This window comes from Dactylosporangium roseum, assembly GCF_025264685.1.
GTDB lineage: Bacteria > Actinomycetota > Actinomycetes > Mycobacteriales > Micromonosporaceae > Dactylosporangium > Dactylosporangium roseum.
In genome coordinates this window covers 6,847,036-6,860,670 of record NZ_CP073721.1, presented here as the reverse complement: position 1 = coordinate 6,860,670, position 13,635 = coordinate 6,847,036, and the positions used below count along the sequence as shown (strand labels likewise).

The 13,635-nt window shown below is 67.5% G+C and carries 13 protein-coding genes, 1 tRNA gene and 1 pseudogene; 7 read left to right on the top strand and 8 right to left on the bottom strand.

What is annotated here, in order from left to right; translation table 11 throughout:
- Positions 1–128: 128 nt before the first annotated feature.
- From Drose_RS32120 to Drose_RS32085, 8 genes and pseudogenes are all read right to left on the bottom strand, one after another.
- Entirely contained in the window at positions 129–1,073 is a 945-nt protein-coding gene (locus tag Drose_RS32120) for an IS1096 element passenger TnpR family protein (RefSeq protein ID WP_260725013.1), read from the bottom strand.
- Between the two features lie 34 nt (positions 1,074–1,107).
- Positions 1,108–2,457: a helicase-associated domain-containing protein gene (locus Drose_RS32115; protein WP_260725012.1), complete on the bottom strand. Its 1,350-nt coding sequence runs from the start codon at positions 2,455–2,457 to the stop codon at positions 1,108–1,110.
- Positions 2,458–2,770: 313 nt separating this feature from the next.
- A pseudogene (locus Drose_RS32110) lies at positions 2,771–3,625 on the bottom strand (IS5 family transposase).
- A gap of 116 nt (positions 3,626–3,741) precedes the next feature.
- Positions 3,742–4,179, bottom strand: coding sequence for a hypothetical protein (locus Drose_RS32105; RefSeq protein ID WP_260725011.1), 438 nt, complete (start codon positions 4,177–4,179; stop codon positions 3,742–3,744).
- A gap of 127 nt (positions 4,180–4,306) precedes the next feature.
- On the bottom strand, positions 4,307–4,666 hold the full coding sequence (locus tag Drose_RS32100; RefSeq protein ID WP_260725010.1) for a transposase: 360 nt from the start codon (positions 4,664–4,666) through the stop codon (positions 4,307–4,309).
- Between the two features lie 315 nt (positions 4,667–4,981).
- A tRNA-Lys gene (locus Drose_RS32095) sits at positions 4,982–5,054 on the bottom strand.
- A 78-nt stretch (positions 5,055–5,132) separates the two neighbouring features.
- Positions 5,133–5,282, bottom strand: coding sequence for a hypothetical protein (locus Drose_RS32090; protein ID WP_259859342.1), 150 nt, complete (start codon positions 5,280–5,282; stop codon positions 5,133–5,135).
- A 47-nt stretch (positions 5,283–5,329) separates the two neighbouring features.
- Positions 5,330–6,358 (bottom strand): LacI family DNA-binding transcriptional regulator, encoded by a 1,029-nt coding sequence (locus tag Drose_RS32085; RefSeq protein WP_260725009.1) that lies wholly within the window; start codon positions 6,356–6,358, stop codon positions 5,330–5,332.
- Positions 6,359–6,551: 193 nt separating this feature from the next.
- Between Drose_RS32085 and Drose_RS32080 the strand changes: the two genes are divergently transcribed.
- From Drose_RS32080 to Drose_RS32050, 7 genes are all read left to right on the top strand, one after another.
- Positions 6,552–7,889 (top strand): ABC transporter substrate-binding protein, encoded by a 1,338-nt coding sequence (locus Drose_RS32080; RefSeq protein WP_260725008.1) that lies wholly within the window; start codon positions 6,552–6,554, stop codon positions 7,887–7,889.
- A gap of 66 nt (positions 7,890–7,955) precedes the next feature.
- On the top strand, positions 7,956–8,942 hold the full coding sequence (locus Drose_RS32075; RefSeq protein WP_260725007.1) for a carbohydrate ABC transporter permease: 987 nt from the start codon (positions 7,956–7,958) through the stop codon (positions 8,940–8,942).
- A complete protein-coding gene (locus Drose_RS32070; protein ID WP_260725006.1) occupies positions 8,939–9,868 on the top strand; it encodes a carbohydrate ABC transporter permease in 930 nt (309 codons plus the stop codon). The genes Drose_RS32075 and Drose_RS32070 overlap by 4 nt, the downstream gene beginning before the upstream one ends.
- The gene (locus tag Drose_RS32065; protein ID WP_260725005.1) at positions 9,865–11,481 is read left to right on the top strand and encodes a glycoside hydrolase family 13 protein; all 1,617 of its coding nucleotides are present in this window, start codon (positions 9,865–9,867) and stop codon (positions 11,479–11,481) included. Before Drose_RS32070 ends, Drose_RS32065 begins: the two co-directional genes overlap by 4 nt.
- Positions 11,482–11,503: 22 nt before the next feature.
- Positions 11,504–11,704, top strand: coding sequence for a hypothetical protein (locus tag Drose_RS32060; RefSeq protein WP_260725004.1), 201 nt, complete (start codon positions 11,504–11,506; stop codon positions 11,702–11,704).
- 131 nt (positions 11,705–11,835) lie between these two features.
- Entirely contained in the window at positions 11,836–12,198 is a 363-nt protein-coding gene (locus Drose_RS32055) for a response regulator (RefSeq protein WP_260725003.1), read from the top strand.
- 107 nt (positions 12,199–12,305) lie between these two features.
- A complete protein-coding gene (locus tag Drose_RS32050) occupies positions 12,306–13,574 on the top strand; it encodes an ISL3 family transposase (RefSeq protein ID WP_260723251.1) in 1,269 nt (422 codons plus the stop codon).
- Positions 13,575–13,635: the final 61 nt, after the last annotated feature.

The following is a 13,635-nucleotide window of genomic DNA, read 5'->3' as shown; positions in this document are numbered from 1 at the left end:
TAGGCCAAGCATGCTAGGCGCTACCGATTCGGGTTGGGCCGGTCGACGGGTTCCTCAGCCTGCGGCCTTCGTGGCGTCCAGGAACTCGCCGAGTACCCGGGCTTTGCGGCGCCGACTGGTGGCCGCCGCTATCCCTGCCCGGTGGTTGCACCGAGGAAGCGGGTGGGGTCGAAGTCTTCGCCGAGCCGCTCGACCGCGTCGTCGTGTTCCGGGCTGGAAGGGTCGGCCAGCGCGCCCAGCAGGTGCTGGTACCGGGCCGCGCCGCCGGTGTCTTCGGGTGGGCACGCGCCGCCGCCGTCGAGGATGGTGAACATATTGTGGGGGCCGCCGGGGCGGATCTCCTCGACGGTGATGGTGTGCGTCCATTCGTCGCCGAAGTCGTACACGTAGGTGAACGTGGCGCCCGCTTCGGTGGCTATGGACACCAGGCGTTCGCCGTCGGCGTGAGGCTCACCGGAGTCGGAGCGGGGGTCGATGATGGTGTGCTCGTCGGTTTCGAATGCGTACATGTGCTCGTCGTACCAGCCCATCGCGTCCTGGATCATCCGGTGCACCATGTCCAGTGGCGTGTTCGATGGCATGGCTACCCGCCGCCACACGCACGGCGCGACGCCGTCGAGTTCGATGCGCAGGACGAGCGAGGCCGGGTCGGGGGGCTCGATGGCGAGGAAGGCAGGGTTGCCACAGCACTTCTTGTATTTGGCGCCGGAGCCGCACCAGCAGGGCGAGTTGCGCTCGGGCGGCCAGAGGTAGCCGGTGTGGCCGGTTTCGTGCAGCCACCCGGTGTAGGCCAGGCGGGTCCGGCGTTGCGCTGGGTCTTTGCTGGTGCGCTGCGCGTAGGCGAGCAGGTCAGGCACGTCCATCCGGACGATCCGGATCGAGGTGGCGGACCGCTCGGCGAGGGCCTGCATGGTCTGTTCGGTTTCCCGGCGGTAGTCGCCGTGGTCGCGGTGGCTCGTGGCATTCAGCAGGCCCTGGGCCCAGGCCGCCTCGTACTGCTCGGGTGGGAAGTAGGCCATCTGGTACACCGTCGCGCGGGGCGCGCCCCGTGTCGGGCTTGGGGTGGGCTGCATTGGTCCGATCCTCCTTGGTGCGCTCGGGCGGCGGTCAGACGGGGGTGTCGGTCGGCAGGATGTGGCCCAGCGCCCGTAGCGCCTTGCGAAATTCCGGATCCCGGTCGATGGTCACGGCGAGGTGCCGGTCACCGACCGGCTGGCACAGGCCGCGCAGCCGCCGGTCACCCGCGATCAGGACGGCGAGCGCCGGGTCGGCGCACTCCACCAGGCGGACCACACCGAGGTTGCGGAGCCGCCCGGTACGAGCCGTGACGTCGGCCAGCAGGGTGGTCACCGGATTGGGTAGCTCATGGGTGGCGCGGGCGGCCAGGAACTCGCGGAGCTGATCGAGCCCGCGGCCGGCGTCCAGCGCGGCCAGCAGGGTCGCCTCGCGCAATGCCCAGACCCGGTCCGCGGTGCGTTGCGCGTACGCGTCCAGCATCAACCGGTCGGCTGGCGGCAGCTCGCCGGTGACCACGATGTCCAGGTTGGGCAGCACCTTCAACGCCCCGGCCACCGCCGCATCCGCCGTGGGCGCCTGGTAGCGGTCGGTCAGGCCCAGGGCGTAGGCGCCCAGGGCGTTGAGCCGCACCGCCCGCAGCCCGTCGTAGCGGCTGAGATACTCCAGCTCGTCGGTGCCCCAGTTGCCGCGGAAGTCATCCCGGGCGCCGGCCGGGTCGGTGTAGTCGAGGTCGAACAGCCCCAGCGTGCCGGCGTACTCGAACAGCACCGCCAGGGTGTAGCGGCCCTCCAAGATCGGCCAGTCCGCGTACCCGGCGTAGCCGAGGCTACCGTACTCCGGATCGGTGAAGTACAACCGCCACAACGCCCGGTCGCTGCGCGCCACCGTCGGCGACAGCCCGCCGCGTCGCATCGTGTCGAACAGGTCGTCGATCGCCACCCACTCGCCGGCCGGGCAGCGGGACAGCGCCGCGGCAACCGCCTGCCGGCGGGTCTTCGCCGAGGTCAGCGTGTTGGCGGTGCGCTGGCCCTTGATGTGCTCGACCCGGCTCAGCTCGTCGATAACCGCCTTACCGACCCAGGAGCGCCACAGCGTACGGATCGTCTCGGCCGGCGGCCGACCCAACGCGGCGTGACCCTTCGCGGTCAAGTGCAACCGGCTACCGGCCAGTTCGGCGAGCCCGCCGGCCTGGATCAGCAGCGGCCAGGCGAACGCCGCGATCGGCTCCGTGGGATAGAAGTCCCCGCCAGCCAGCACCTCCGCCACCCCCGCAACGGTGGCGGCGGACGGCCGCTGGGTCTTCTCGCTGCAGCGCAGCTTGCCCGCGCCGCACAACTGCAGCACGGCCAGCACGTTGGCCAGCGCCTCCGCCCCCGTCAAACGGACCGTTGCGTCGTCGGCAGCCTGGTCGGCATCGGGGATCTTGTTCGCGCCACGCATAGCTGACCACGCTATGCGCATGCCCGGGCCTCGCGACACTCAGGGCTTGCCGACCGACACGCGCGTCCACGTACCTGGTGACACTCAGGTTACGACAGCCTGACCCATAGCGGTCCACTGCGGATGATGGTGGGTCCGCCGACAGAAGGCCTCCCACGTCACCGTCTGCGACGTTCGCCGCAGCGGGCCGGGCCCATCAGCCGATCGTCGTGATGTACCGCCAGGCAGAGGCCGCCGGATTCGCGGCCAATCATCAAGAACGTCTGCGCTTGATCGAAGGACCGAGCTTACGTAAGAGAGACCGTCAATTGGATCACTTGAGGCGGCGGGTGGTGGGCCTGGTCGACCAGCGGTACCGGGTTCGGGCCTCGCGGATGAGTGCACGGACGGTGACGAACGCGGCGGCGAGGTAGAGGAAGAAGTCCACGATCGTGCCGTCGCGGTCGGTGCAGCGGCGTAGCTTGCCGTAGCCGTTCATCCAGGCGTGGGTACGCTCGACGACCTACCGTTTGCCGACCTGCACCAGTGTGGGGACGCCCTTGCGGGCGATCTCGCCGTGCAGACCCAGTCCGTCGAGCAGAGCACGGGTGACGTTGGAGTCGTAGCCGGCGTCGAGATGGACGGTCACGTCGTCGGGCCAGTGCGTACCGACCTGGCCGGTGGCCGCCTGCAGTGTCGGGCCGAGCAGGGGTGAGTCGTGGCGGTTGGCGCCCGCGGAGACGATGCCGAGGGGGACACCGGCACCGTCGGTGGCGGTCGAGCGTTTCAGGCCGCTCTTGCGTCTGTCCACTGGGGACGGTCCGGCCTTGTCTCCGCCGCAGGGGGCCTTGGTGATGCACCCGTCCGCGGTGATGTCGGCCAGTTGCAGGCCGATGATCCGGTCGTAGGCGGCGAGGGCCACCGCGTGGACGCGTTCGGGGACGCCGGCAGCCGCCCAGGCCTTGAGCCGGCGGCGGATGGTGCAGTCCGAACACCCGGCGGTGGCGATACGTTCATAGCCCGACCCGTGCACCAGCGCGTCGACGAGGTGCTCGAACACCACCCGGTCCGGGATGCGACGGCGGTGGCAGCCCAGCGGGTGATCGGGATGGAACTCGCCGCGTTCGGGCAGCAGCGTGGCGAACTCGACCCAGACAGGTTCCAACGGCGATGATGGGATGGCAGGCACGGGCGTCCTTGTCGGTCGCAGAGCGTCGAGAACTCCGATGATCGACACGCCCGTGCCTGTTTGCTACCTCAAACCACTGCCCTGACCGACTCCCGCCCTATTGACGGTCTCTAAGCTCAGTGATTGAAGATGATCTTCGCGATGGTGGCACCGCCTGCACTTGTTGCCGTGATGCGGATCTTCGGCGTGCCTGTGTGCTTGCCCCACGGCACCGTGTAAAGAATAGACGGCCCCGGAGCGATTGTCCCCAGGGAGTACCATGTAGATTTGCCGTGCTCAATCCCGTATACCTCGACCACAGCGCGCTGGTTGGGGTGCAATCTATCCCCGAACACCTCATACATGACTGTGGTATGGCTTGATCCGACGACGATGCAGTTGGACGATACCTCAGTGTAGGTGCCACCGACCCGGTCGATCCCGGAGCCTACGCAAGCGCTGGCAGCTTGTGCAGGAACCCCCGTTGTGCCGAGAACCACTGCGGTTCCGATCACCGCACTGGTCAACATGCGACGCGTACGAGTCGAACCGGCCAGTAGTGGGCGTTTGCGCATGCATCCTCCTGATGACGGGTGCTCGTCTTCCTGTTCCGAGCTAAACAGCCCGCTCATCCGCAGGTCAATCCACTTGGATCGTTCCGAACAGTTCCGAACGCTCGATGCCCACCCACGACCAGCAGGGTCATTGCGTAGTCGGGTAGTTCCTGGTCACGGCGTCGATGAGGTCGTGTGGTCGGTGGTTGGCGCGTCTGGTGGCTCGGGCGATGTTGGGTTCGCCGTTGCTGCGGTGGTACCCGATCGCGGTGTTGCGGAGGACGGCTGCGACGGCGGGTCCGTTGTCGGTGCGGGCTTGGTGGGCGTCTTCGCGGAAGGTTTCGTCGCGGACCCGGTGCAGCCGGTTTTCGATGTGCCATTCCAGCCGTGCCCATTGCTGCAGGTCGGCTGGCTGTGCCTGGTCGGCGGGCAGGGACACGACCAGGTATGCCGTCTCGCGGGTGCGTTGGCTCGATACGACAAATGCAACGGCGGCCCGGGCATTCACATCCGGGGCACCGTTGGCTGTCTACGTGAGCAGGAAACTAGCGTCCGCATTCAGTGATCGGCCAGTTGCGCTGCGCGTTTGCAGTTCTGTGACGTGCCCCCGGCGGGATTCGAACCTGCGCCGTCATGGCACTCATCGCCGCATATCCGCATTAGCATGTGCCCTACGTCATATCGGCTAATCGCCTGGTGTCGGGCTGTGTCGACGTGTAGCGAACGCTACGGATCGCACGCCGATCACACAATCGTCCATCGTGGACAATCGAAAAGCCACGCCAGGGGAGGATTTCCCCAGGCCGTGGCTTTGTTGATCTTGTACGCCGCGTAGGACTTGAACCTACAACCCGCAGATTAAGAGTCTGCTGCTCTGCCAATTGAGCTAGCGGCGCCCGGCTGAACGGAGGTAACCGTAGCACGCCCCCCACGGGCATCACCAACGAGATACCCCCGCCCGCCGGACTCCGCCCTTACTCCTCGTCGTCCTCCCAGAAGAAGTCCGTCTGCGGGGCCTGGTCAGGCTCCTCCTCCATCAGGTCGGAGTCGGGCCCGACAAGCTCGTCGAGTTCGTCGTCGGGCTGGTCCCACGTTGCGGGCGGGTTCGGCATCTCAGCTGTCATGGCACACCCCCGGGGTACCGGTCGAGTTCCAATCTGGTGCCCGCGACCTACCCGGCGTCGACCGTCCTAACCGCAACCGGCCAGGTGGACGCCCGCAGGACCAGGGTCGTGGGCATGAGCAGCTCTTCCGGGGTCCACCCGCTCGTGGTCATCGCGCGGCGGAGCATCCCCGCGGCGAGCACGCCCTGCTCGAAAACTCGCTGCCGGACCGTCGTCAGGTCGAGCAACGCGCTCAGTTCGTGGTCGTCGAAGCCGATGACCGATACGTGACGTCCGGTACGGCGAAGGGCGCTCAGCGCGCCGAACGCCAGTTCGTCCGATTCCGCGAAGACCGCGGTCGGCGGCTCCGGGAGCGTGAGCAGGCGACGCATCGCTTGTTCCCCGCCGTTCATGCCGTGCGGCACGGAGACGACGAGGTCCTCCGACAGCGGTATGCCCGCCTTGGCGAGGGTCTCCGCGTACGCCCGCCGCCGGGCGTGGGCGACCGGCAGGAACATGCTCTGGTCGTTGTACGTGGAGATCATGCCGATCCGCCGGTGTCCCAGGCCGACGAGGTGCTGGACGGCGGTCGCCGCGGCGGCGACGTCGTCGATGCGCACGCAGCCGGCGCCCGGCACGTCGTGACCGACGGCGACGATCGGCACGCCGAGGCTGCCCAACGCGGACAGCTCGGCGTCGGCGAACTGCATCGCGACGGTGAGGACGGCGTCGACCCGGCGGCGCAGCGGGAGTTGCCCGAAGAACCGCTGCCGGGCCGGGATGTCGCCGAGGTTGTACAGCAGGAGATCGAGCGAGTGCTCGCGTAGTACCGACTCGGCTCCCGCGACGATCTGGCCGAAGAACCAGCGGGAGGCGTACGGCACGATCACCCCGACCGTGTGGGTGCGTCCGGTGGCCAGGCGCGACGCGAAGGGCGAGACGACGTACGACAGCGACTGGGCGGCCTGCAAGACACGGTCGCGCGTCTCGTCGGCGACGTTGGGCAACCCACGAAGCGTGCGTGACACGGTGGCCGTCGAGACGCCGGCCAGCCGGGCCACGTCTTCCATGCTGACGGAACCGGGAATGTCGGCCACAGGGCGAGGCTAGCAACACACGGCCATCCAGCAATATGTCCGCCGTGTTACTCACTCGTTATCGATGAATGCCGTGGAAGGCCTCGACAAACCAACCGTGCAAGCGCTTACATCCGAGGAACACAGCACACACCGGTACGTGGGCGGCGCTGTTCACCCGCCCGGACCGGGTCTAGCCCAAAGGAGGCTAACCATGGCCGTCCCCTCGTGGCGGCGTCGGGCGTTCGCGCTCGCCGGTGTGGCCACAATGGCCCTCGCGGCAGCCGCATGCGGCGGTGACAGCGACTCCGGCTCCAGCAACGCCGACAAGCCTGAGTGCGCGCCGTTCGCGCAATACAAGGTCGACAAGAAGGCGACCGTTTCGATCTACGCGACGATCCGCGACATCGAGGCCGACAGGCTGACGCAGTCGTGGAAGCAGTTCGAGGCCTGCACGAACATCAAGATCGAGTACGAGGGATCCGGCGAGTTCGAGACCCAGATCAAGGTTCGTGCCGACGGTGGTCAGCCGCCGGACCTCGCGGTCTTCCCGCAGCCCGGCCTGCTCGCGTCGTTCGCCAAGGCCGGCCAGCTCAAGGAGTTGCCCGCCCCGGTCAAGGCGAACCTCGACAAGAACTGGTCGAAGGACTGGGCGAACTACGCCACGGTCGGCGGCAAGGCCTACGGCGTGCCGCTGGGCGCGAACTTCAAGTCGCTGGTGTGGTACTCGCCGCAGCTCTTCAAGGAGAAGAACTGGAAGGTCCCGACCACCTGGGACGAGATGATCAAGCTCAGCGACGACATCGCCGCGAGCGGCATCCAGGCCTGGTGCGCGGGCATCGAGTCTGGTGAGGCCACCGGCTGGCCGGCCACCGACTGGATCGAGGACATCGTCCTGCGCGACCAGGGTCCGGAAGTCTACGACCAGTGGGTCAACCACCAGATCCCGTTCAACGACCCGAAGATCTTCTCGGCCGCCGAGCGCACCGCGTCGATCCTCAAGAACCCGAAGTACGTCGGCAACCCGAAGAGCATCGTGACCACCTCGTTCCAGGAGGCCGGCCTGCCGGTCAAGGACAAGAAGTGCGGCCTGCACCGCCAGGCGAACTTCTACTCCAACCAGTGGCCGAAGGGCACGAAGGTGGCCGCGGACGGCGACGTCTTCGCCTTCCACTTCCCGCCGCTGGACCCGACCAAGGGCAAGCCGGCTCTCGTGGGTGGCGAGTTCGTCTCGGCCTTCGCCGACCGTCCCGAGGTCGTCAAGGTGCAGACCTACCTCTCCTCCGGCGATTGGGCGAACAGCAAGGCCAAGCTCGGCGACTGGATCTCGGCCAACAAGAGCCTGGACGTCAGCGCCGTGACCGGCGCGATCGACCAGCTATCGGTGAAGATTCTGCAGGACTCGACCACCGTGGCCCGGTTCGACGGCTCGGACATGATGCCCGCCCAGGTCGGCTCGAAGTCCTTCTGGACCGGCATGACCGACTGGATCAACGGAACCAAGGACACCAAGGCGACGCTGGACTACATCGAAGGCACCTGGCCCAAGTAGCCAACTGAACCCGGGTCCGGCGTCACGCGTCACGGCGCCGGACCCGGCTGGTCGGAGGACACCCCCATGGAGTACAACTTCTCCGCAGACGTCGCCAAGATCTGGCCGGCGCTCATGTACATGGGCGTCTTCGTTCTGGTCGTCGGCATGCTGCTGTTCGTGCTGGACATCCTGCCGAGATGGGGCAAGGGCAGGGAACGGCTTCACGCGATCGGGTTCCTCGGCCCGGCACTCGTCCTGCTCTGCGCCGGGCTGGTGTACCCGCTGGTTCGCACGGTGTACCTGTCGTTCTACGACGCACAGGGCGACCTGTTCGTCGGGTTCGACAACTACGGCTGGATCTTCACCAACGACGACACGCTGCTGATGCTGCGCAACACCCTGTTCTGGGTGGTGTGCGTGCCGCTGCTGTCCACGGGGTTCGGCCTGATCTATGCGGTACTGGTGGACAAGGCCCGCGGCGAGGGAGTCGCGAAGTCGCTGATTTTCATGCCGATGGCGATCTCGCTGGTCGGCGCCGCGATCATCTGGAAGTTCGTCTACGCCTACCGGGAAGCGGACCAGGAGCAGATCGGCCTGCTCAACCAGGTCCTGGTATGGCTGGGCGGTGAGCCGCGGCAGTTCCTGAGCAACTCGCCGGGCAACACCTTCTACATGATCGTGATGCTGATCTGGATTCAGGCCGGCTTCGCGATGGTCATCCTGTCGGCTGCGATCAAGGCGATCCCGGCCGAGATCCTGGAGGCGGCCCGGATGGACGGGGCCAACCCGTGGCAGATGTTCTGGCGGGTGACGATGCCCAGCATCCGCCCGGCGGTCGTGGTCGTGGTTGTGACCATCACCATCGCCACGCTGAAGGTCTTCGACATCGTGCGGACCTCGACCGGCGGTCAGTTCAAGAGCAGCGTGCTCGCCCTGGAGATGTACAACCAGGCGTTCCGGGCCTACGACAGCGGCCGCGGCTCCGCCCTCGCGGTGCTGCTGTTCGTGCTCGTCGTGCCGATCGTCATCTACCAGGTCCGGCAGTTGCGGCACCGAACGGAGACCCGATGAGCAGCACCGTCAGCACTCATGCTCGTGAGGCCAATCCGCTCTACCGGCCCGAGCCGAGCACCATGGCCGGCCGCGTGCGGCGGAAGCTCTCCTCGCGTATGGCGAGCGTGATCTCGATCGTCATCGCGATCGTCTGGACGATCCCGACGTTCGGCCTGTTCGTCTCGTCGCTGCGGCCCGAGAACGACATCAAGACCACGGGCTGGTGGACGTTCTTCAAGCACCCCACCCTCACCTTGGACAACTACAACGAGGTCGTCTTCGGCGCCTCGTCCTCCTCGGGCCGGCTCGCCAGCTACTTCGTCAACTCGCTGGTCATCACCGTGCCGGCCGTGCTGTTCTCGGTCAGCATCGCCGCCATGGCCGCGTACGCGCTGTCGTGGCTGAACTTCCGCGGCCGGGACTGGATCTTCATCGGCGTGTTCGCCCTGCAGATCGTGCCGCTCCAGATGGCCCTGATCCCGGTACTGAAGCTCATGAGTGGGTACACAGACCTGGGCGGTGGTTTCTTCGCGGTGTGGTTCGCCCACACCTGCTTCGGCCTGCCGCTCGGCGTGTTCCTGTTGCACAACTTCATGTCCGAACTGCCGAAGGATCTCTTCGAGGCGGCCCGGGTCGACGGGGCCGGTCCCGCGATGACCTTCCGGCGGATCGTCGTGCCGCTCATCACGCCGGCACTCGCGTCACTGACCATCTTCCAGTTCCTGTGGATCTGGAATGATCTGCTGGTGGCGTTGGTCTTCACGTCCGGTCCGGGCACCCGGCCGCTGACCGTCCGGCTCGCCGAGCTGGCCGGCACGAGGGGCAACGACTGGCAGCGACTGACCTCCGGCGCGTTCGTGTCGATGATCATTCCGCTGGTCGTCTTCCTGTCCCTGCAACGCTATTTCGTACGCGGCCTGCTGGCCGGTGGAGTCAAGGGGTGAGTCAACTGGTGTGGTGGCGCGATGCCGTGATCTATCAGGTCTACCCGCGGTCGTTCGCCGACGCTGACGGCGACGGGCTCGGGGATCTGCGCGGCATCACGTCGCGCCTCGACCACCTGGTCGAGTTGGGCGTCGATGCTCTGTGGCTGTCGCCGTTCTACCCGTCGCCCCAGCAAGACGCGGGGTACGACGTCGCGAACTATCGCGACGTCGACCCGCGCTTCGGCACCCTGGCCGACTTCGACGAACTGATGGCCGCGGCCAAGGAGCGGGGTCTGCGGGTCGTCGTCGACCTGGTGCCCAACCACACCTCCTGGGACCACGAGTGGTTCCAGGAGGCGCTCGCCGCCGGGCCCGGCAGTCCGGCGCGGGAGCGGTACCACTTCCGCAAGGGTCTCGGCGTCGACGGGGAACTGCCGCCCAACGGCTGGCAGAGCGTCTTCGGCGGGCCGGCCTGGACGCGGGTTCCGGACGGTGAGTGGTACCTCCATCTGTTCGACACCAGCCAGCCGGACCTCAACTGGGACCTCCCCGAGGTCCGCAAGATGTTCGAGGACGTGCTGCGGTTCTGGCTCGACCGGGGAGTCGACGGCTTCCGGGTCGACGTCGCCCACGGCCTGGTCAAGGAGAGCGGCCTGCCCGAGTGGACCGAGGCGCAGATGCCGATCACCAGTCCGGGTGCCGAGCACCGGATCCCGCCGATGTGGGACCAGGACGGCGTGCACGAGGTGTACCGGCAGTGGCGCCAGGTTCTGGACGGCTACGGCGGCGACCGGATGATGGTGGGGGAGGCCTGGGTGGCGCCGGCTGAGCGGCTGGCCCGCTACGTGCGTCCGGACGAGATGCACCAGGCGTTCAACTTCAACTACCTGATGGCGCCGTGGACGGCGCAGGACCAGCGCACCGCGATCGAGGCCAGCATCGCCGGGGTCGAGCCGGTCGGCGCGGTCTGCACCTGGGTGCTGTCCAACCACGACGTCGTGCGCCACGCCAGCCGGATGGGCTTCCCGCCGGGCTACTCCACCCAGGGCGGCATCGGCGTCGGCGACCCGCAGCCGGACGAGGCGCAGGGCCTGCGCCGCGCCCGGGCCGCCACGATGCTGATGCTCTCGCTGCCCGGCTCGGCCTACCTCTATCAGGGCGAGGAGCTCGGGCTGCCGGAGCACACCACGCTGCCCGACGAGGTGCGCCAGGACCCCACGTGGTTTCGGTCGAAGCGTGAGGTACGGGGCCGCGACGGCTGCCGGGTGCCGATCCCGTGGGAGCCGGGCGTGGCGGCGTACGGCTTCAGCCCGAACGGCCGGTCGTGGCTGCCGCAGCCAGGCGACTGGGACCGCTTCGCCGTCGCGTACCAGCGCAGGATGCCGGGGTCGACGCTGACGCTCTACACCGAGGCGCTCCGGCTGCGCCGCAAGTACGGCCTCGGCGGGGGGACCCTGACGTGGTTCGATGGTGATGATCTGGTCGATTTCCGTAACGGCGGCGTCCGGGTGATCACCAACTTCGGCGCCGTGCCGGTCCCGCTGCCCCCGGGTGAGGTGCTGCTCGTGAGCGGCGACCTCGCGGCCGACGGCAGCCTGCCGCCGGACACCACCGCCTGGGTGCGCGCGTGACACGACCGGTTACCGTGGCAGGATGACCGCACTCTTCGCGTGGGTGTACAGCTACCTCGCCACCGTCGTCGACGCCTCGACGCTCGAGTTCGGCGGCGAGGTCGCCAAGCGACGGCCGCGGGCCAGCGGTGGCCTGATCGGTGCCTGCTGCTGCGCCGTGGTCGTGATCATCGCGGTCGTGGTGGTCCTGATCGTGATGCGCCGCCGGCGCCCGCGTCAGTAAGGCTCGGCGCATGAGGGGCCCGGTCGCCCGGGTCCCTCATGTCGTCATGCCCGCCGGGCTTCGCCCTTACCTCGGTGGCATCGCGACCGATTGGGAAGGTTGCGAGCCACCGTGAAGGGAACCATGTTGCCATGGCGCGAGTCCTGCTCATCGACGACGACGCGGAGATCCGGGAGACGACGGCCATCCGGCTCCAGATCGGCGGTCACCACGTGATCACCGCGGCAAGCCCGCAAGAGGCGCTGGACGTCGCCGACGAGCACCCGCACTTCGACGTGGCCGTGCTCGACTTGCACCTGCCCAAGGCCGCCGGCGACGAACTGCTCGACCTCCTGCGCGCCCACCGAACCACGGCCGACCTGCCGGTAGTGTTCTACAGTGCCAACGCCCCGCACGCCACCTCGGTGCACGGCCTGTCGCTGGCCGACACGAGGCTGACCATGGGCCGCCCGCTGAACAACCTCCTTTCCACGATCAGTTGCCTGTCGCATTAGGATTTTTGTCGTACGGGTGTGCCAATTAGTGGGTTTCTGTGGGTGGGGATAGGGGGCTGTAACGGACAAAATGGCGGCGCGCATGGGATGCCGGTTCGTTCACCAGGTTGCTGAAGACCGTTGTGAGCGAAGGGATCCACGTGCGCGCCGCTGCTGTGATCAACCGTCTGCTGGGCTTCGAGGGAACGGTTGTGGACGACGTGTGTTTCACGGATACCGCGATGGTGGTGCAGGTCCGGCTTCGCTCGCAGGTGCTGGTCTGCCCGTGCGGGCGGACCAGCCGGGCCCGGTACGACCGTTCCCGCAGGAAGTGGCGTCATGTCGACTTCGGCCGGTACCGGGTGGTGATCGAAGCGGAGATCCGCCGGGTCGACTGCCGCGGCTGCGGGCAGGTCCGCAGCGAGTGGATGCCGTGGGCCCGGCCCGGCGCCCGGCATACCCGCGACTTCGAGGATATGGCCTGCTGGCTGGCGAAACGGATGTCCAAGAGCGCCGCGGCCGCGCTGCTGGGCACCACCTGGCAGACCGTCGACCACCTCGTAGCCAGGCTCGTCGATACCCACCTGGACAGCGAGCGTCTCGACGCGATCTACCGCATCGGCGTCGACGAGATCGCCTACCGCCGGGGCCGCAAGTTCCTCACCGTGGTCGCCGACCACGACACCGGCCGGGTGGTGTTCGTCGGCGAGGGCCGCAGGCAGGACGTCTTCGGCAGATTCCTGGAGTCTCTCGGCGAGGACGGCCGAGCCCGGATCGAGGCGGTCAGCATGGACATGACCGCGATCTACCGCGGCGCCGCCACCACCCACGTGCCGCACGCGGCGATCTGCCTCGACCCGTTCCACGTGATCAAATGGGCCGGCGAAGCGCTTGACCTGGCCTACCAGACCTGCCGTGAACAGGGCGTAAAGATCGCCGTGGCTGGACTGACACCCGCCCAAACCTGGCAGAAGGCCCGCGGCGCCCTGCGCCAGCCCGCCGGGCAACACGACCCCACCCGCACCGCGATCATCGAACAGCTCCGCCGCAAACACCCCCGCATCCACCACGCCTGGCGCCTCAAAGAAGACCTCCGCCGCCTCTACCAGGTCCCCACCAGCGACGCAGCCGACCACCTACGACGCTGGATCAACCGGGCCAAACGCAGCGGTATCAACGCCTTCGTCACCCTCGCCCGGCGACTGCGCCGCCACCGCACCGGCATCCTCAACGCCATCCACCTCCAACTGTCGAACTCGCTCCTCGAGAGCATCAACGCCGGCATCCGCCTCATCCAACGCCGCTCCCACGGCTACGCCGACCTCGACAACCTCATCGAAATGATCCACCTCTGCCACGGCGGCATCACCACATCACTACCCACAGAAACCCATTAATTGGCACGGGTTGTTCTATGTTGGCGGTGTGGGTGAGGCACTGGCGGAGTTCGCACCGATC